Below are 19,130 nucleotides of genomic sequence, written 5' to 3'. Positions count from 1 at the left end.
ATGCGTGACTCGTCAAATTTCGGCTAGGACAAGCGAACCGCGCGCAGGGCTCGCACCGCAGCCGAGACCATTCTCGAGATCGACTGAACCGCCGCGGGCGTTCGCGTCGGTTCCTGTTGAGACAAGGCGTAATGCTCGGCGTCTCTGAGCGCCAGGACGAGCGCGGATCTGGACTCTTCTTCCTTGTGTGAAAGCATGGCGCGCAGTGCCTGGAACAGGCGCTGTGCCAGTTGCGGCGCGGCGTGCGCGGCGTCGAACTCCTCAGGGGTAAATTGCCAATGCCGAAGGCGATTATCGAGGAACTCTTGCGCGTAGACGGCGACTCGCTGAGCGTTCAACGCAAGTCCCAGGCACGTCGAGACACGCGTGAGCTCCGCGATCGGCGCATCGATAAGCGTATCGTAGTCGACGAGTACCCGCCGTTGCCCGTCTGTTGCGCGAATCGCGGGCACCATGTGAGCGAGCCACAAGCGGCACGATTTCTCAATGCTGAAGCGGTCCCGACGTTTCAGCGAACGGGCCACGCTGAGCGGATTTCTGATTGCAATGACGTAGGCAATGCGTATCCCGGTGCGCTCGAACACCGGCATCCAGAACGGCAGCAATCGCGACAGGCGAGGGTCCTTGAGCGCGAAGATTCCCGTTCGACACTTCTCGCGCAGCACCGAAGTCGCGCGCTCGCGAAAGACATCGAGCATTGCGGGTGCGATCCGATCGAGATCGATGGGGGCCAATGAGTCCCAACTCGCGCCGGCAGCGTGCAGCAGTTCGGCGTTGATGCGGTGAATATCGAGATCTTCGAAAAAGCCCTTGTCGTTTTCTCCTGCGACGGGATTCCCAAGGTTGGTGCCGAAATCCGCGCCTATTGTCTCCATGGCCCGAGTAATGGCGCTAGTTCCGCCTCGGTGCATGCCTAAGACGACAATGAGCGTCGATTCAGTATGTGAACGATTGACAGCGGGGAGGTCATTTTCTAAAGAGGGATAGGAATGCGAATAGACTTCCGTCACGATATGCCCTAGTAGCGCATTAATGCGAGTCATCAGGCGGTTCGAGCCGCGAGACGCTTAACACAGTCATGCATAGGCCGAGGACGACCCAACGCAGAAGCGAAAGAGGTGCGGAAACCGTGGTCAGGTTGAGGGGCTGAATAGCTTGAACCATCATAGCAGCGGACCAGGCGCTGAGTCGGCGAAACAGGACGGAAAACGGCTCGCTGGCGGAGGGATTCGATTACCGAATATTCGGGTTGCTTGCGAAATTATCAGGTTACAGAATATTCCGTAAATTGCCGAAATAAATCGGGCGCTCTTGAAAGTCTCAAAGCAGTGATGTTGGACTGCCCTCTGATGGAGAGGGGAGTCTGCCTCGTTGTCTGTTGTTGCCTTATGAGAGCGTGTCCAATACATCGCTTGAGCCTGAGATTCGCAAATTCTCTTATGTGTTCGACAAGGAAAGCCGAACCGCGTCATCCGCTCGATATTTTTCCGATCCCGTAGCAAAGACAATCACCCCGCATAGCTGGACTGAGCCTCTTCCAGATAATCGGCAAGCCGCTTCGGAGCACGGCCGATAAGCGATTCAAGATGGTCCGTCACGATAGAAAGATTGCCGGCCCGAACCTCTGCTTCAATCGACACCAGGACAGCAATAAACACGTCAGGCACACCCGCCGCTTTCAACCCCGTGGCGAGTTGCTGATCGGTCACAGGGACGACGGCAAGGGGCTTGCCTGTCGCCTGGCGAGCAAGCTCGGCGATCTCTTCGTTCGACAGCGCCTCGGGGCCCGTGAGCGTGTAGGTCCGGTTATCGGGAGTTGACGTAACCAGCGCTGCGGCAATCGCTTCAGCGATTTCCTCTCTTGCGGCGTATGACGTTCTGCCGCCTTCAGCCGCCGAATGCCATTGCCCGCTCTTCAGCGCATTGGGGAGCGACCTGAGCAGATTCTCCCGATACCAGCCGTTCCGGAAAATCACGTGCGGCAGACCGGTGGCCTTGATGGCCCGCTCGGTTTCCAGATGATCCGGCGCGAAGGTCAGCAACGAACTGTCCGGATTGGGCTGCGATGTATAGGCAAGACGCTCGACGCCCGCGGCGACGGCTGCCATGACCGCATTGCGATGCTGCTTCAGGCGTGTGTCCGCGCCATCCAGCGCATCGGTTGAAATGATAAGGACCGTTCCCGCGCCTTTGAACGCCTCGGTCAGGCTCGTCGGATCTTCGAAGTCCGTCTTGCGAACCTCGATGCCCGCCGCAGCGAAGCCGGCAAGTTTCCCGGGGCTGCGGGTGCCGGCGATGATGCGGCTGTGTGCCACGCCGCGCGCAAGCAGATGCTTGACAACAAGTTGACCGAGTTGACCGGATGCACCGGTGACGAAAATCGTATCGCTCATGGCCTGGCCTCGTTTTGAGTGTTACTCTCGTTTTGAGAGCGAGCAGATCATCGAGCTTTGGCAGGCTTTCGTAAAGAAGGCAGTTTTTCAGGAGATAGTTACCCGATGGGAACCACCAACGCATCGCCAGGCGCCCTCAAAACGAGGCTGGAGGCGGCCCGGGCCCAATACGGTCCTTTGACGAATTGCCCGGTGCGCGATGTCATTGACGTCATTAGCGGGCGATGGAGTTCATTGTTGATGATGGCGTTAGCCGAGCATCCGCATCGGTTCGGCGAACTGCGCCGGTTGGTGCCGGACATTTCGCAGCGAATGCTCACGCAGACGCTGCATGAGCTACAGCGCGATGGTTATGTGCATCGCAAGGTCTTCCCGACAAAGCCCCCCGGCGTTGAATACAGCCTGACCGAACTTGGTCGTTCGATGTTCGACGCGTTGAACGTTTTGATTATGTGGGCCGACGGGAATCATGCCGCGGTCACCGCAGCTCGCCTCGACTTTGATCGTGAGAAAGAATCTGCCTAGGAGACGCGCCATCGAACAGCAGACAAGCGGTATCGGGCGAAAGCTGGGCTTGGGTTTCGTGTTTTTATGGTTCTTCATAGGGGGGATTGCGCATTTTGCCGCGACCGGTCTGGAGATGCGCATTGTGCCGCCATGGCTGCCAGAACCCAGGCTTCTGGTTCTGGTGAGCGGCGTGTTCGAATTGCTCGGCGCGATCGGTGTGCTGATACCACGCACCCGGCAGGCAGCCGGGTATGGGCTCATGCTGCTGACCATCGCGGTGACGCCCGCGAACATCTACATGTGGCAGCAAGCGAGCCAATTCCCGTCGATTCCCTACTGGGCGCTGACACTTCGCCTGCCGCTTCAGGTCGCGCTGCTTGCCTGCATCGCGTGGTCGACACGTGACGTACGGCGACGTTGGCACGCGGGATCGCAACCCGGCTCGCGACGATAGTTCTGACGACGTTCCATCGAATGGTTCAGGCAGGCGTGCCATCGATCTGTCTCAGCCGGCGTTCAGCCAGGAGGAAACTGTAACGTCGTGAAAATGCTGGCGAGCTCCGGCATCGGAAACGCTACACTTCGCTCTCTCGTCCAGAGGAAAGTCACGCATTACGATGTCGCTCCAATGTCCATTGCCGATCCGTTAAAACTATTGTCCAGTCGGCCTGACTTGAAGGTCATCGCCCGGCTTGCCTCCCTGCAGATGGTGTCGCTCGCGCTCGTCGCACTCACGGCGGGAATTGTCCTGTGCGCCTGGCTGATGCCTGCTCTAGCGACGCTGCTTCCGCATGGCTGGTCGCTGATGAAGGTCAACACCGCGTTGTGCCTGCTGCTCGGAACGGGCAGTCTGGCATTGTCCCGAAACAGGCAAACCGCCCGTCAGCTGATGGTAAGCCGCGTTCTCGCCGGGGCGCTGCTGCTCATCGCCGGATCTGTGTTGCTTGAGCATTTGACCGGAACGGCGAGCGGTTTCGATATCCTGCTGGCCGCCGATCCGACATCGAGCAGGCCAGGACGCATGGCCCTGCAGACGTCGGTGTTTTTTCTTCTGCTTGGCGTGACATTGCTGTTTGTCCGCTCGCGCAAAAGCCCACTTTCAAACATGGCCGACGCGCTGACGCTGGCGATGGTAATTCTGACGCTGGTGGTCCTCTCCGGATATTGCTTTGGGGCAGCCAGGCTGTTTGGCGAATCGTCCGACACGCGGACCTCGCCCCATACCCTCGTTTGCATGGCGCTACTGGTGTTCGTGGAAATCGGCCGCCGGGCCGAGAGCGGCCATTTTTCCGTTCTGCTGGGCATCGGCATCGGCAGCCGGATTGCACGGAGCGTTCTGCCATTCGCGCTGCTCTTGCCGTTCCTGATGGTGAGCGGCAGCGCTTATACGACCCGACAGGGCTGGCTGTCCGCGTCGTACGCAGCGGCACTGAGCGCGTCCGTTATCTCTGTCGCGTTGTTCGGCCTGGTCGTTCTGATGGCCGGGCGGATCAACGAGCTCGAACGGGATCTGCGCGACATGTCGCTCACCGACGATCTGACTGGAATATTGAATCGCCGCGGATTTAATCTGCTCGGCGAGCAGGCGGTGCTGCAGGCGCGACGGGACGAGTCCCCTCTGACGGTGCTGTTCTTCGACCTCGACGGCTTGAAGCAGGTCAACGATAGTTTTGGCCACGAAGCAGGATCGCGATTTCTCGTGGATGTTGCAACGTTGCTTCGGAACACCTTTCGCGGCTCGGATATCGTCGCGCGGATCGGTGGCGATGAATTCGCCGTGGTGATACACGACGGTAGCGCAAAGGCCAAAATTGCCATGGCGCGGATGGATGAGAGCGCTGCGGCCATGAATCGAAACGGCGGCAGGTTTTATCCGATCAGCTATAGCGCCGGTGAAGCGAGCCGCGATCCGACCGGGGACGAATCGTTCGAGCAACTGGTCTCACGGGCCGACGCGATGATGTATGAGGCGAAACTGGCGAAGCGTCGTCACGGCAAACAACGTGCAACCGTTGGGGTGATCGGGGTTTAAGCGAGGCGGCGGTGCGATAGGTGCACCGGGTGCGACTGGGCTAACTCGGTGGAGGTGCCGGTAGGTGGCCCATGTTCGGTTCGTGAGCGTCCGCCTCGAGGAAAACTGAACGTCAGCTGAGGGCGGCGGCTGCCGATCGCTACCTTGCGGAGTTGGGGTGATATATGCTTACTGCAGGAGGCAGTGATTAGCCGAATTTCGCCAATCATCGCGTGATAACTCCCCTTAAACAATTCAAAATAGATGGGCAATGATCATCGTGGGTAATTCAGCCAAACCTACATAAACGTCGGGAGCGCATTTATGTCACGGGGTCAAGAAAGGGGTGTGCCAGACCTGTTCCGGCGTTTGGCTGGTGTTTCGCTGTGCACCGCGCTCGCGCTAGCGGGCTGCGGCGGATCGTCGGCGCCAGCAAATCCGCCGCAGCCGCCAGCGGGGCCCCCGACTTTCACCGTGGGCGGCACCGTATCGGGGCTGGCCACCGGCACCACGCTCACGCTGAATGACAATGCCGGTGATCCGCTTACTGTGAGTGCGAATGGCGGGTTCACCTTCGCTACCCCGGTGCCGCTCAATGGCGCTTACGCCGTCACCATCGGCGCTCAGCCCGCAGGACAAACCTGCACGTTGTCGAACGGCTCCGGGTCGGGCGTGACGGCCAATGTCGCCAGCGTGGGAATCAACTGCGTAATCGGCCCGGAATTCGCTTATGTAGTGAACATACTCGGCAACTCGGTTTCGCAGTACGCCATAGGCGCTAACGGGGCGCTCACCCCCATGGCTGTCCCGTCTGTGCGGACGGGAGAGGAACCAGATTCCATCGCCATCGATCCTTCGGCTCGCTTCGCCTATGTGACAAACTCAATCGACGGCACGGTTTCGCAGTACACGATTGGCGCTGACGGTGCGCTCACCGCCGCGAGTTCCACGAGCGTATCGAGCCCATCGATTGGCGGCTTCATAATGTCCGTCACGGTCGAACCTTCAGGTCGCTTCGTCTACGTGGCACAGGGAACTACGATTTATCAGTACGCGATAGGCACTAACGGCGCGCTGATGGCCGTGAGTTCGCCGACTGTGACGACGGGACGTTATTCGGAGTTCATCATCACCGATCGCACGGGTCGCTTCGCCTATGTGCCCTGCCAGGACAACTCGGTCTGGCAGTTCACGATTGGCACGAACGGTGTGCTCACGGCCATGAGTTCGCCAAGCGTGCCTACGGGAAGCCTTCCAGAATCCATCGCCCTCGATCCTTCAGGCCGTTTCGCCTATGTGCCAAACAGGGACAGCAACTCGGTTTCGCAGTACACGATAGGTGCTGACGGCGCGCTCACGGCCATGAGTGCCCCGACCGTGCCAGCGGGACTCGGTCCACAATCCATTACCATCGATCCGTCTGGCCGCTTCGCCTACGTGGCAAACGGCACCGACGACACAGTTTCGCAGTACACGATAGGTGTTGACGGTGCGCTCACGGCCATAAGTCCCACGACCATCTCTACCGAAGACTCTCCAACAACCTTCGCGGTTGATCCTTCAGGTCGCTTCGCCTATACGGCAACCTCGCCCCAAGGCACGGTTGTGCAGTACACGATAGGTCTTGACGGCGCGCTCACGACCATGAGCGGCCCGGCCGTGCAGGCGGGACCGACGCCCGTGTCCATTGTGATATTTCGCCGGTAGAAGCGTAATCAGAAGTCAATGACCGAGCCCACCCTTGTCACGCATCGCATCGTGATCAGCCAGGCTGAGTATGACCCCGCGTTCCGCGCGACCGCCGCTCGATTCCGGAATCGAATTTCTGAGCCCTCGCGCCATGGCCGAACTTCTCCCGGTATGCGGCCGGACTCGTGAGCGCGATACGTCGGAAGTGCCTGCGCAACGACTCCTCCGAGCCGAACCCCGCCAGCTCGGCGATGCGGCCAATCGGCAATGGCGTTTGCGCTTCGAGCATCTCACGGGCCACCGCCACGCGTTCACGCACAAGCCATTCGTAAGGTGCCATGCCGGTGGCGTCATGAAATTGCCGTTGCAACGTGCGCGGGCTCATCGCAGCCCGTTCTGCGAGCGAGCGCAGCGTGTGCGGCAAGGCAGGATGCTGGCGCACCCAGTCCATCAACTTCGCCAGACGTCCGCTTTCGTCCCGCGGCATGGGACGCGGCACAAACTGCGCCTGACCACCCTCCCGATGGGGCGCCACCACGAGCCGCTGGGCGACCCGATTCGCCACCGCGCCACCGTAATCGCGTCGCACCAGATGGAGCAGCATGTCCAGCCCCGCTGCCGATCCCGCCGACGTGATGATCTGTCCTTCGTCGACATACAGCGCGTCGGACTGCACGCGCACTAGCGGGTAGCGCTGTTGCAGTTTCGTCGCGTATCGCCAGTGGGTCGTCACGGTCTTGCCGTCGAGCACGCCGGCCGCTGCCAGCACGAACACGCCGGAGCAGATCGAGCAAAGACGCGCGCCCCGCTGGTAGGCGGCGCGGATCTTCTTTAGCAGCGCGTCGGGCGGCAATTCGTCCGCATCGCGCCAGCCGGGCACCACGATCGTATCCGCGCGATCGAGCAGCTTGAGCGTGTAGGGTGCGGCGACCGTGATGCCGCCTGCGGCGCGGAGCGGGCCGGGCTCGCCCGCGCAAACCGCGAACCGATACCAGTCGACGCCCAGCTCCGGACGTTCGAGCGCGAACAGTTCGGTCACGCAGCCGAATTCGAAAGTACAGAGCCGGTCGTAAACCAGCGCGACGACGAGATGCTTGTCCATGGCGCGATGTTACCGGAGATTGACGATTACGCCACTTATCCGGTTCGCGACTCGACGCCAGAATGAGGCTCCTGGATCACTTTTCCAGGCCCATGTTCACCGGACCACTCATGCAGGATTCAAACATGTCGACTACCAATGCCGTCACCGCCGTTCCCGCCGCCGACAGCGCGGTCGCGCTTGCGCACTTCCGCGCGACTTTGCAATTCGAAACCGATTGCTCCGATATCGCCGGCGCGCTCGCCAGCGGCGCGCCCGGTTTCGTCCTGCTCGATGTGCGCGGTCCGGCGCTGTTCGCGAAGGGCCATGTGCCGGGCGCGCTCAATCTGCCGCACGGCAAAATAGTCGAGTCGAAGCTGGTGAACTATCCGTCCGATACGCTCTTCGTCACGTACTGTGCGGGTCCGCATTGCAACGGGGCGACACGCGGCGCGATACGGCTTGCGCAATTGGGCCGGCCGGTGAAGGTCATGATTGGTGGGATCACGGGATGGCTCGACGAGGGCTGCAGCCTGGCTGTGAGCGAGGCCGTCGCCGTTCCCTGACCCAGGAAAAGCGACACACGCCGCCGCGTTGCGCCGCCCGGGGTGAAGTATTCCAGCGACCACCCGCATAATGTCGCTCTGGTTCGCTAACCCAAGGCAGCCGAAGATGAACAAGCTTTCAATAATGAAATCCCACCGCGCCGCGTTCAAAATCAAAACGCGGGCCGCTGCTGTCTTACTGGCAACGAGCGTGCTCTTGCCTATCGCGCTCCTGTCCGCAGCCCCATCCGCATTCGCACAAACGCAAAACGCAAGCGCCTCGCAACCGACGGCTCCGACAAACCCCCTCAACCGACCAGGGCCCGCCATGACCTCCGTATTCGCGCCGCACGGCACGCTCCGCGCGTCAATCAATCTCGGCAATCCGGTGCTGGCCAGTCTCGATCCGGCCACCGGTCAACCGGTTGGCGTATCCGTCGATCTTGCCGCCGAATTCGCCAAACGCCTCGGCGTGCCGCTGCAACTGGTGCCGGTCAAATCGGCGGGTCTATCGGTCGACAACGTCAATCAGGGCAAAGCCGACATCGGCTTCTTCGCCGTCGATCCGAAACGGGGCGAAGAGATCGCGTTCACGAAGCCGTACGTGCTGATTGAGGGCTTCTATCTGGTGCGCGACGCATCGCCGATCAGCAGCAACGCGCAGGTCGATCAACCGGGCGTGACGGTCGCGGTCGGCAAGGGCAGCGCCTACGACCTGTTCCTGACGCGCGAACTTCAGCACGCCACGCTGGTGCGCATTCCGACGTCGCCGGCAGTGGTGCAGGGTTTCCTGGATCAGCATCTGGACGTGGCCGCGGGCGTCAAACAACAACTTCAGAAAGACGCTGCCCACACAGGTGGATTACGCATACTCGATCAGCGCTTCATGGTGATCCGTCAGGCGATGGGTGTACCTAAGGCGAGAGGCGAGGACGCGGCCGCGTATCTCGCGCGCTTCGTCGAGGAGATGAAGGCGTCGGGCTTCGTGAAGGCGTCGTTGGCGCGGCACCATATCGACGGCGCGGCCGTCGCGGGTGAGGGCGACTAGCAAGCGCTGTCGTCGGGTCCTCGCCGGTACGAAACACAAATCGGCGCATGAAGTTTTACGCGCCGACTTCTCACGCAAACGTTTCCGCGTTTATGATTCAATCTTCATAACGATTCAAGACTCATAAACACGACGCGCGTCGCAGAACGCGGCAATCAGGCGTCGTTCATACACCGCGTAATCCACTGCGCTTATTGCCTTGATCGCGCAGCAACTCATGTCCCGCGCATCGATTCCCATCGCCTCAACGGCCGATCAAGCAAAGGCGAAGCCCACTCGCCGCCAGACAGCAATTTTCAGATAGCACTGCGCAATTTCCCCTAAGAACTGACCGGCCAACCGTCGCTATGCTCCGGGCTCGGCTTTATCAAATCGTCGCGTCTTTTACGAGGAGATATATGGTTGTTCTATTCGAGCACGATGAGCTGGACGAGGTGCTTCAGCGTCACGATTCCGCACCGCGGGCATCGACGGGTCAGTGCCATGGAACGTTCGGCGAATTGATGCAAGGCGTATTGCCGGACAACCGGCATATTCTCGTCACGCTGCCGATCAACCTGAAGAGCGTGATCGAATTCAGCGCCGCGCGCACCGACCGGGTGGGCGCCGACGTCAGCCGCAAGACCAAGGCGTGTCGCGCCGTCGAAGACTATTTGCGCCTCGCGGACCTGCCGCCCGGCGGCCTGCTGAATTTCAGATCGACGTTCCCGGTCGGCAAAGGGCTGGCGAGTTCCTCTGCCGACATGGTCGCGGCGATTCGCGCGGCAGCCGGCCATTACGGCCAGACGCCCGCGCCGGAAACGATCGAATCGGTGCTGCGCTTCATCGAACCGACCGACGGCGTGATGTACGACGGCGTCGTGTCGTTCTATCACCGCGAAGTCAAACTCGACGAACAGCTCGGCGCCACGCCGGGCCTCGCAATCGTGTCCGCCGATCGCGGCGGCGAATGCGACACCGTCGAATTCAACCGCCGCAAACACGAGATGCCCAGCGCGGTGCGCCACGAATACCGGGACATGCTGGCCGGCATGAAAGAGGCGATCCGCGCGTCCGACCTGCGCACCATCGGCGCCATCGCGACGCGCAGTTGCGATCTGTCGCAAGCGTTCAATCCGCATCCGCACATCGACCTGATGCGCGAACTGCGTGCCGGGACCGACGCGCTCGGCCTCGTGGCGACCCATTCCGGCACCTGCATCGGCCTGCTTTACGACACCGAGGACCCCGAGCGTCACGCCAAAACGGCGCACGTTCAGGCGTCGCTGCGCACGCTACAGATTGAATCGAGTCAATACACGACGGTATAGGAATCCAGATGCTCAGATATGAATCCTCGCTGGACGCGATGCGGGACGCCACGCTGTTTCCGATTGACGATGCGCTGCACATGGTGTCGTTCAAGGCGATGAAAATCGTGCCCGCGAACTTCATCATCCAGAAGGCAATCGCGCGCGGCGATCTGAAACCGGGCGGCACGGTCGTGGAAACGTCGAGTGGTAATTTCGCGCTCGGCATGGCGATCGTCTGCAACCGCCTGAAGCATCGTTTCGTCGCGATCGGCGATCCGGCTATCGAGCCGTCCTACCAGCGCCAGTTGGAAATGCTGGGCGGCCAGGTCGAAATCATCACGGATAAAAAGGGCAGTCAGGGTTATCAGAAAGCGCGCCTGGACCGTCTGCATGAAATTCTCGACGACGAACCCGGCTCGTTCTGGTGCCGCCAATACGACAACGAGGACAACGCGAACGCGTATGGCGAGCTAGGCCGCGAGCTGCTCGCCGCCGTGGGCCGGCGGCTGGTGCTGGTCGCGCCGGTCGGCTCGGGCGGTTCGAGCTGCGGGATCGCCAGTGCATTGCGCGCGGCCGGCGCGGACTGCACGCTAGTGGGCGTCGATACGTTCAACAGCATTCTGTTCGGCCAGCCGGACGGACCGCGCAAACTGCGCGGCCTCGGCAACACGGTGATGCCGAAGAACCTCAGGCAAACCCTTTTCGACGACGTGCATTGGGTCGGCTCGGACTTCGCCGAGCATTTCACGCGCAAGCTGTATTCGTCCACTGGACATTTTCGCGGACCGACCACCGGCGCGGCTTTCGCGGTGGCGCGCTTCGTCCGCGAGCGCTATGCAGCGACGCCCGTGGTGTTCCTGAGTCCGGACGACGGTTCGCGCTACGTCGACACGACCTACGCCGCCGACCCCGCCAACGCCACCTACGACACGCTCGCACCGCAACAGATCGCGCAGCCGACCGCGTACGCGCCTGGCGCCGACTGGGCATGGATGAACTGGCAACGCGCCGATATTCAACAATACCGTTAAGCCATGGCGATCATTTACGTCGAATCGAACACCACGGGCTTTGGGCATCGTTTGCTGGAGGTGTCGTGTCTGTATGACAGCGTGGTTTTCTTCATTAGCGACCCGGCGCGCTATGCCTTTCTGGACCAGTTGCCGGCCGGGGTGAATGTCGTGCGTTGCGATACGCGTTCAGTCGACGCGCTTCGCGAGGCGTGTGCGCAGATCGACGCGATCCGCTATGTCGTGTCGACGAGCGATGCGTTCATCGACATCGCCGCGCGGCTGTCCGACGAACTCGGTTTGCCGACCAACTCCGCCGCGGCCATTGCGCTATGCCGCGACAAGCTGCGCTTGCAGGACGTGCTGCGCGACAGCGGCGTCGCGTATCCGCACACCACCACGATCCGCTCCGCCGACGCCGTGGCGCGCCTGAGCTTTCCGGTGATCGTCAAGCCGAGGCAAGGCACGGGCAGCATCGGCGTTCGGCTGGTTGAAAGCGCGCAGGACTTTCCGGATCAATTCGACGACGACATGATCTGCCAGCGCTTCATTCCGGGCACGGAGTTTTCGGTCGAATCGTTCAGCGACGCCGACGGCCATCAGGTTCTCGGCGTCACACGCAAGTTCGTCACCAAGCCGCCGCACTTCCTCGAACTGGCCCACGTGTTTCCGGCCGACCTCGACACCGCGATTCGCTCGCGGATCGTCGATACGGTGCGGCGCGCGCTCGACGCGGTCGGCTACAGCTTCGGCCCCGCGCATACCGAGGTGAAGGTACACGACGGCGCGGTATCGATCATCGAAATCAACGCGCGGCTCGCCGGCGGCATGATTCCGACGCTGATGGAACGCTCGTTCGGCTGGTCGATGGCGGAGCTGTATATACGCAGCTATCTGGCCGGCCGGAGCCAGTTCGTGGTGCCGACGCCCGCGCTCTACAGCGCCGTTGCGTTCGTGGTGCCGGAGGTAGGGCGTCGCTATGTCGGCATCGACTTTCCGAGCGATTACGCCGACGCCGGCATGTTCCGCAGCGAAGGCGTCAACGCGGGCAAGTTCGACTTTTCCGACCGCGCGGGTTATGTGATTTCGGTTGGCCGTAGCGCGATGTCGGCGCTGCGGCAAAGCCTGTCGCTGCGTATGCGTTCTGCTGTGCTCTATGACGACCGGCGCGAACCGCCGCCCGACGCGCAGACGATTCACGAGATCGTCTACCGCAAAAACGGGCCGAGCTTCGGCGCACTGACCGACACGCTGCTCGTGATTGAAAAAGCGCACCTGACGATGCTGCGTCAGCAACGCATGCTCAGCGCTCCCCAGTTCGAGGCGTTGAAACAGGCCGTCCTCGCGCTGGAAGCCGATCCGGGTCTGCTACGTAATCACAACTCAGGCCGCGGCGATTACTTCGATTACGAAAACTACGTGATCGACCGGTGCGGACGCGAAACGGGCGGCATGATCCAGGCGGCTCGCTCGCGCAACGACATCAACAGCACGCATCTGTCGCTGACCTTGCGCGAGGCGCTGTCGCGGGTGAGTTCACGCACCGTCGATCTGGCCGCCGTGCTGGCGCGCCGTGCCAACGAAACCGCGGACATACTGTTGCCGATCTACAGCCAGTATCAAACGGCTATGCCGGGTTCCGCCGGTCACTATCTGGTCGCGCAATGCCAGATCCTGCTGGATACGCTGGGTGCGTTATCGGCTTTGCATGACAGCCTGAGCGTGTCGCCGCTCGGCGCCTGCGCGGGCGCGGGGACGACGTTCGCCACCGACACCCACAGCACCGCGGCCTTGCTCGGCTTCGCGAGCGGCCCGTCGAATTCGTTGCGGGCGATCAGCGACAAGAATCATGCGCAGCGCGGCGTGTATCTGCTGACCGAACTGAGCGGCAACCTGAACCGGATCGCCAGCGACCTGCAACTGTGGACCATGCGCGAGCTGGCGCTCGTCGCATTGCCGGACGCGATGTATGGCGGCTCGTCCAACATGCCGCAAAAGCGCAACCCGTACCTGCTCGAATGGCTGCGTCTGGGCCACGAACGCAACGCCGCCCGCTTGACGATGGCCGTATCGTCGCTGTCGCATCTGCCGACCGGCAACTCCTATCAGGCGAGCCGCACGGCTATCGAAACGCTGGTCGAATCGACCGTGCAGATCGTGGATATGCTGACCGTGCTGACCTATGCGATCGACGGCGCGCGTTTCAATGCCGACGCCGCACGTCGCGCGCTTGAAGCGGGTAACGGTTGCGCGACGCTCGCGGCGGAACGGCTGGTGCAGCAGCACGAGGCGTCGTTCCGCGATGCCCACTCGCGGGTGGGCCGCGCACTCGCGCCGGCCGCCATGACCACAGCGCCCACATCCGCCGACGCAAGCGCGCGAGCTTTGCTCGCCAGCATCAACGACGAACTGACCACCGGCCACGTATTCGAGCGGCTCAGCGGCGGCGGCGGCCCATCGGCGGATAACACGCGCGCGGCATGGAAAGCCCTCGACGCGCAACTCCGCGACGCCCGCCGACATCATCTGGCGCGCGACGCGCGTGCCGACGCGCTCGCGCGCGAACTCGATCGCCGCTTCAGGAGAACCCTGTGAACAGCTTGACCCCATCGCCCCAATCGCCCCCGTCCACCCCATCCAGCCCGTCGATGCCGGCCATCACCGTGCTGTGCTCGGACGGGCCGCATCATCTGTATCTGGCGGGCGAAATCCTGAAGACCTTCGGCAAGGTGCGCCTCATCGTCGAACCCGGCCACGCTCAGGTGTCGCGTTTGTGGCGTAACCGCCAATACCGCGCGTATGGCTGGACGCGTTATCACCAATGGCGGCGCAGCCTGTTCGGCTACGACGCGTACCGTCAGCGCTATTTCACGCAAGGCGAAGCGCCGCTCACCTGGGACGCGCTGCGCCGCGACGCCCGCGTTCGGCTGATCGAAACGCCGTGGATCAACGATTCCTGCGTCGTCGAAACCTTGCAGGAAGAGGGCGCCGACGCGTATATCGTGATGGGCACCAAGAAGATCGGCGAGGCCGTGCTCGCGCAGATTCCGCCGGACCGGATTCTCAATCTGCACGGCGGTCATCTGCCTCACTACAAGGGCAATCACTGCTTCTTCTTCGCGCTGCATCACGGCGATTTCGACAAGCTGAGCACAACGCTGCACCGCGTGGCGTCCGGTCTCGATACCGGCGAGATCGTCTCGCACCACACGGTGCAATTCCAGCAAGGCGACAATTCGGAAACGCTCTATTCGCGCGCCGAAAAACGGGCCGTGGACAACCTGGTCGCCCGCCTCAAGATGGACCCGGATGTCACGCGCTGGGACAGCGAACCGCAACCCGACGCGGGCGCGACTTACCGGATGCGCGATCGCGGCCCGCTGCTCGAAATCGCGCACCGCTTCGCGCTGTTGCGCCACCTGCACGCGGTGTCGGCCGTGCGCCGGAAAGGGAATCAGGCTCGATGAACAGCGCCCTGATTGCCCAGCTTTCGCAGGTCGCGCTGTTTTCGATCCCGCTGACCATTTCGCCGGGGCCGAACAATCTGATGATGACCACCAATTGCGCCCAGTTCGGTTTCCGGCGCACGCTGCCTTCGCTGGTCGGCATTTCGCTCGGCGTGTTCGTGCTGTTCATGGTGGTGGCGCTGGGTCTCGGCGGCGTGCTGGCTCGCTATCCGCAACTGCATCTCGCACTGAAAGTGGTGGGTTCCGCGTACATTCTGTATCTGTCGTATCTGCTGTTCACGTCGCATTCGTCGAGCGCGCAGAAGAAATCGACCGAACGGCCGATCACTTTCGTTCAGGCGGCCTTGCTGCAGGTGTTGAATCCGAAGATCTGGCTGCTCGCGGCAACGGCCTGTTCCACGTTTCTCCCCCTGACCGGCAACGTGCATGTCGACGCGATTCTGCTGTCGCTCACGCTCGGCGCGATCTTCTTTCCGTGCAACTCGATCTGGGCGCTGTTCGGACTCGTGATGCGCGGGGTCATGCGCGGCAGGGCGTTTTACCGGACCATGGGGTTGATGACCGCGTCGTCGGTCTTTTTCGTGCTGTTTTGAGTTGGCTAATTCGCCGCGACGTCACGGCTTGCGCGCATTTCTATCAAGGACGGCCATGAACCACATCGTGCTAGCTTTTTGCATCGACCCGGCAAAAGATCCTGTTTCGTCGCATGTGCTCGCGCGACTGCTGGCCTCGGGCGCTTTCACGCCGACCGACGGCAGCGTGGACGGCCACCCCGTGTTGCGTGCGCAACTGGGCAGCGTGCGCTGCGATCTGCTGCAACTCGACGACGTGCTGAGCCACGACTATCCCCGCTACGCGCCGATCCTCAACGACGGGTTCGGCACCGCCGACGCGGTCATCATCGTCAACTGGCACGAAGGCAAGAACGCGCCCGATCCAATCTTCACCGTGCAAACCACGGGCGACATCGAAACCGGCACCTTCAGCCCCGTCGATCCCACCGTGACGCGCGCGCTGTTCCTCGCGGTGGAAGCGCAGCGGCAAAAGGCCGGCCTCGGGCAATTCTCGACGTGGATGGAGGCGACGCACTGGTCCGGGCCACTGTACGGCGCCGCGTCGGGCAAGCTGGTCAACCTCGTGAAGCCCTCGGTGATCGATCTGGAGATCGGCAGCACGCCGCGCGCGTGGTCGTATCCGGCCGCCGCCGAGGTGCTCGCGCGGGCGCTGCTCACGGCGTTCGAGTCACCGCGGAAACCGGCGATTTCGCTACTCGGGATCGGCGGCACGCATTTCGAAGCGGGCTTCACGCAACTGCTGCGCGACTACGGCGAATCGCAAGGGCTCGCGTTTTCGCATCTGCTGCCGAATCACTGGCTGGTTGCGCATCGTTATGAATCGTCGGCGCGGCTGCCCGATCTGCTGGCCTGCGCCCGCTCGATCAAAGGCGGCGTGGACGCGATTGCGTTCCACGACAATCTGAAAAGCAGCTACAAACATCAGGTGCAATTGCTTGCCAGCGAGCTTGGCGTGCCGGCGTTCTCGCACCGCAAACTGCGATCGGACGACATAGCCGGTCTGATTCGCGACGCCCGCGTCGAATCGTGATGCGTGATGGACGTGGCCGATCAAAGCCCTCGAAGCGCTCTCGGCGGATAGCCGAAGTGCTTCTTGAACGCGGTCGTGAACTGGCTATGCTGCGCGTAGCCGCATTCCAGCGCGATGGTGGTGATCTTCTGCGGACTGTTCTTCAACAGGTTGTGCGCACGGCTCATTCTCGCGTGGGTCAGAAACGCATGCGGCGAGTGGCCGAAGGTGGTTTTGAATTTACGCAGAAAGTGATACCGGCTGAGACTCACCAGGCTCGCCAGATCTTCGAGCCGCACCGGTTCGCCGAGGTTGTCGCTCAGATAGTCGCGCAGCAGTTTGGTCTGCTGGACCGAGAAACGGCCGCGCGTATTCGGCGCGTCCAGATCCGTGGCGGCATACGAGCGGATCGTGTTGAGCAGAATCCAGCTCATCAGACCGTCTACGCCGAGCAGCAGCGATTTGTCGTCCCAATCGGCGAGCGCGATGCTCGCGGCCGCTGCGCTAATGACCGGCGACGCCTCCTGGAACACCTCGCGGAACGAATAACTCTCCGGCGGCTGGCGCAGCGACTGCAGCAGGCTTTCCTCAAAGTTGCGCGGATCGAAATACACGTGCAGGAAATTCAGCCGCTCGGTGATCTGCCACTGCGACTGGCCTTCGCCAATAGGGAACAGGCAGACCGCGTTCTTGAAGCCGCGCCGCAAAATCTGCCGGCCCAGCACCTGGTTGCAGTTTTCCCCGCCCGACAGATATACGCTCAGCACGTTTTCGTTCGAGCTTTGATACTCGGTGAGCGTATTGCGGCCGGTCCATTCCGACACCACGATGCCCGACGGCAAGTGCATGGACCGGACGAGCTCGGCACCCGCCGATTTCAGCGCGCCTCTGACGTTAATCGAGTTTGAAGACCGCATCTTGCAAATGATCGCTTATCGGCTGGTGGTAGAGCGGGGGGCGGCGCGCTGTGCCATGGAAATCAGCAGAAGCGGGCCGCCGGTCCGGAATGCGTTGTGGCTAATAGAGGTGGCCAATAAGGTAGCCAACGAGGTGGCTATTGTGTCAGAAGATGAGGGTGGTGAGCGCGCGGCTGGGCGGGGTAGCCAGCGCGCATAAAACAACCTGTTTTCAGCGGCTTTTATTCGCTGCTGGTCCACTCCACGTTCGCGCCCACCGAACGCAAATTCTCGACGAAACGCGGATGCGCGCGGCGGATCGGCAGTGCATTCATGATCTCCGAGCGTCCTTCAATACTGGCCGCGACCATCAGCAACGCAATCGCCACGCGGATGATGTACGGGCTCTCGACGCGCGCCGGGCTCAGCGTCAGCCCGCCGAACGTGATCAGCCGGTGCGGATCGGACAGGAACACGTGCGCGCCGAACTTGGACAGTTCGCTGGTCCAGCCCATCGCGCCGTCATAAACCTTGTTCCAGAACATTGCGCTGCCCTCGGCCTTCACGCCGAGCGCGACGAAGATCGGCAGCAGATCGACCGGCACATACGGCCACGGCGCGGCTTCGACCTTGGTGAGAATGTTCTGGGTGAACGGCCGGCGCACCTGCAGCGCGCCGTTGCTATGCGCGCGCGACCAGCCATCGCGATGCACCACGTCGACACCGAACTTCGCGAAGGTGCGGTCGATCAGCGGGAACTGCTCGGGCGCCGAGTTCCTGACCACGATGTCGCCGCCGGTGATCGCGCCCAGCGCGAGAAACGTGGCGATTTCGTGGAAGTCTTCGCTGAAGCGGAACTCGCCGCCGCCGAGCCGCTTGCCGCCCGTCACGCTGAGCCGCGAGGTGCCGATACCGTCGATGCCTACGCCGAGCATCGCGAGAAAGCGGCAGAACTCCTGCACGTGCGGCTCGGACGCCGCGTTGGTGAGCGTGGAGGTGCCGTCGGCCGCCGCCGCGCATAGCGCGAAGTTTTCGGTGGTGGTCACCGACGCATAGTCGAGCCAGTGATCGTTGGCGGCCATGCGCCGCTCGGTACGCACGATCAACGACTCGTCGGTGCGCTTGACGCGAGCGCCGAAACGCTCGAACACCTCGACGTGCGGGTCGATCTCGCGCACGCCGAGCGTGCAGCCTTTCACGTCGCTTTCCAGCCGCGCCACGTTGAAACGCGCGAGCAGCGGCGGCACCAGCATGATCGACGAACGCATCTCCTCGGGCAGCTTGTGCGTGGCCGGATCGAAGGTGGTGGCGTGGTGATGCAGATCGAGCAGGCCGGTCGAGAAGTCCACCGACACATCGCTGCCCAGCGCGCGGAAGATGTCGAGGATTTTCTTGACGTCGGTGATCTCGGGCACGCCGATCAGGCGTACCGGTTGATCGGTGAGGAGGGTAGCGCAGAGAATCGGCAGAACAGCGTTCTTGTTGGCGGACGGCGTGATTTCGCCGCGTAACGGCAGGCCGCCGTGGACGATCAGGTTGGACATGTTCGGAAAGCTTTGAAGAATGAAGACGCGAGGCCGTCATGATGCCATCGCCGGGGCGTGCCT

The 19,130-nt window shown here is 62.1% G+C and carries 17 protein-coding genes; 12 read left to right on the top strand and 5 right to left on the bottom strand.

All coding sequences use genetic code 11. From position 1 onward, the window contains the following. Positions 1–23 precede the first annotated feature (23 nt). Both HWY05_RS10955 and HWY05_RS10950 read right to left on the bottom strand, forming a co-directional pair. A complete protein-coding gene (locus HWY05_RS10955; protein ID WP_176058325.1) occupies positions 24–1,043 on the bottom strand; it encodes a glycosyl transferase family 1 in 1,020 nt (339 codons plus the stop codon). A 465-nt stretch (positions 1,044–1,508) separates the two neighbouring features. Further along, a complete protein-coding gene (locus HWY05_RS10950; RefSeq protein ID WP_176058324.1) occupies positions 1,509–2,393 on the bottom strand; it encodes an SDR family oxidoreductase in 885 nt (294 codons plus the stop codon). Positions 2,394–2,498: 105 nt separating this feature from the next. Between HWY05_RS10950 and HWY05_RS10945 the strand changes: the two genes are divergently transcribed. From HWY05_RS10945 to HWY05_RS10930, 4 genes are all read left to right on the top strand, one after another. After that, positions 2,499–2,918, top strand: a complete 420-nt coding sequence (locus HWY05_RS10945; protein ID WP_035549785.1) for a helix-turn-helix domain-containing protein — start codon at positions 2,499–2,501, stop codon at positions 2,916–2,918. Continuing rightward, entirely contained in the window at positions 2,899–3,354 is a 456-nt protein-coding gene (locus HWY05_RS10940; RefSeq protein WP_244146577.1) for a hypothetical protein, read from the top strand. The genes HWY05_RS10945 and HWY05_RS10940 overlap by 20 nt, the downstream gene beginning before the upstream one ends. A gap of 174 nt (positions 3,355–3,528) precedes the next feature. Beyond that, a complete protein-coding gene (locus tag HWY05_RS10935) occupies positions 3,529–4,932 on the top strand; it encodes a GGDEF domain-containing protein (RefSeq protein ID WP_176058323.1) in 1,404 nt (467 codons plus the stop codon). Positions 4,933–5,385: 453 nt separating this feature from the next. Further along, on the top strand, positions 5,386–6,618 hold the full coding sequence (locus tag HWY05_RS10930) for a beta-propeller fold lactonase family protein (RefSeq protein ID WP_176058322.1): 1,233 nt from the start codon (positions 5,386–5,388) through the stop codon (positions 6,616–6,618). 55 nt (positions 6,619–6,673) lie between these two features. Here the strand turns inward: HWY05_RS10930 and ftrA are convergent, their stop codons facing one another. Beyond that, positions 6,674–7,702, bottom strand: a complete 1,029-nt coding sequence (gene ftrA, locus HWY05_RS10925) for a transcriptional regulator FtrA (RefSeq protein ID WP_176058321.1) — start codon at positions 7,700–7,702, stop codon at positions 6,674–6,676. Between the two features lie 110 nt (positions 7,703–7,812). Here ftrA and HWY05_RS10920 point away from each other — a divergent pair, with 110 nt between their 5' ends. From HWY05_RS10920 to HWY05_RS10885, 8 genes are all read left to right on the top strand, one after another. Beyond that, positions 7,813–8,247: a rhodanese-like domain-containing protein gene (locus tag HWY05_RS10920; RefSeq protein ID WP_176058320.1), complete on the top strand. Its 435-nt coding sequence runs from the start codon at positions 7,813–7,815 to the stop codon at positions 8,245–8,247. Positions 8,248–8,554: 307 nt separating this feature from the next. Beyond that, positions 8,555–9,274: an ABC transporter substrate-binding protein gene (locus HWY05_RS10915; RefSeq protein WP_244146576.1), complete on the top strand. Its 720-nt coding sequence runs from the start codon at positions 8,555–8,557 to the stop codon at positions 9,272–9,274. 398 nt (positions 9,275–9,672) lie between these two features. Further along, a complete protein-coding gene (locus HWY05_RS10910) occupies positions 9,673–10,584 on the top strand; it encodes a GHMP kinase (protein ID WP_244146575.1) in 912 nt (303 codons plus the stop codon). A gap of 8 nt (positions 10,585–10,592) precedes the next feature. Then, positions 10,593–11,597, top strand: coding sequence for a pyridoxal-phosphate dependent enzyme (locus tag HWY05_RS10905; protein WP_176058317.1), 1,005 nt, complete (start codon positions 10,593–10,595; stop codon positions 11,595–11,597). Between the two features lie 3 nt (positions 11,598–11,600). Continuing rightward, the gene (locus HWY05_RS10900) at positions 11,601–14,171 is read left to right on the top strand and encodes a lyase family protein (protein ID WP_176058316.1); all 2,571 of its coding nucleotides are present in this window, start codon (positions 11,601–11,603) and stop codon (positions 14,169–14,171) included. Further along, positions 14,168–15,043: a formyl transferase gene (locus tag HWY05_RS10895; protein ID WP_244146574.1), complete on the top strand. Its 876-nt coding sequence runs from the start codon at positions 14,168–14,170 to the stop codon at positions 15,041–15,043. Before HWY05_RS10900 ends, HWY05_RS10895 begins: the two co-directional genes overlap by 4 nt. Further along, positions 15,040–15,636 carry a LysE family translocator gene (locus HWY05_RS10890; protein ID WP_035549802.1) on the top strand — a complete coding sequence of 199 codons (597 nt, stop codon included), beginning with the start codon at positions 15,040–15,042 and terminating at the stop codon, positions 15,634–15,636. The genes HWY05_RS10895 and HWY05_RS10890 overlap by 4 nt, the downstream gene beginning before the upstream one ends. Before the next feature lie 55 nt (positions 15,637–15,691). Beyond that, positions 15,692–16,648 carry a D-aminoacyl-tRNA deacylase gene (locus tag HWY05_RS10885; protein WP_176058315.1) on the top strand — a complete coding sequence of 319 codons (957 nt, stop codon included), beginning with the start codon at positions 15,692–15,694 and terminating at the stop codon, positions 16,646–16,648. A 20-nt stretch (positions 16,649–16,668) separates the two neighbouring features. On the opposite strand, the gene HWY05_RS10880 is transcribed toward HWY05_RS10885, so the two are convergent. Next, complete coding sequence (locus HWY05_RS10880) at positions 16,669–17,475, bottom strand: AraC family transcriptional regulator (RefSeq protein ID WP_244146573.1); 807 nt, start codon at positions 17,473–17,475, stop codon at positions 16,669–16,671. A 290-nt stretch (positions 17,476–17,765) separates the two neighbouring features. After that, positions 17,766–19,067 carry a UDP-N-acetylglucosamine 1-carboxyvinyltransferase gene (locus tag HWY05_RS10875; RefSeq protein ID WP_176058313.1) on the bottom strand — a complete coding sequence of 434 codons (1,302 nt, stop codon included), beginning with the start codon at positions 19,065–19,067 and terminating at the stop codon, positions 17,766–17,768. Between the last annotated feature and the right edge of the window lie 63 nt (positions 19,068–19,130).

This window comes from Paraburkholderia sp. BCC1876, from assembly GCF_902833695.1.
In the GTDB taxonomy this organism is placed as follows: Bacteria; Pseudomonadota; Gammaproteobacteria; order Burkholderiales; family Burkholderiaceae; genus Paraburkholderia.
Note: the sequence above shows the minus strand (reverse complement) of the source record. Positions and strands in the feature narration are given on the sequence as shown.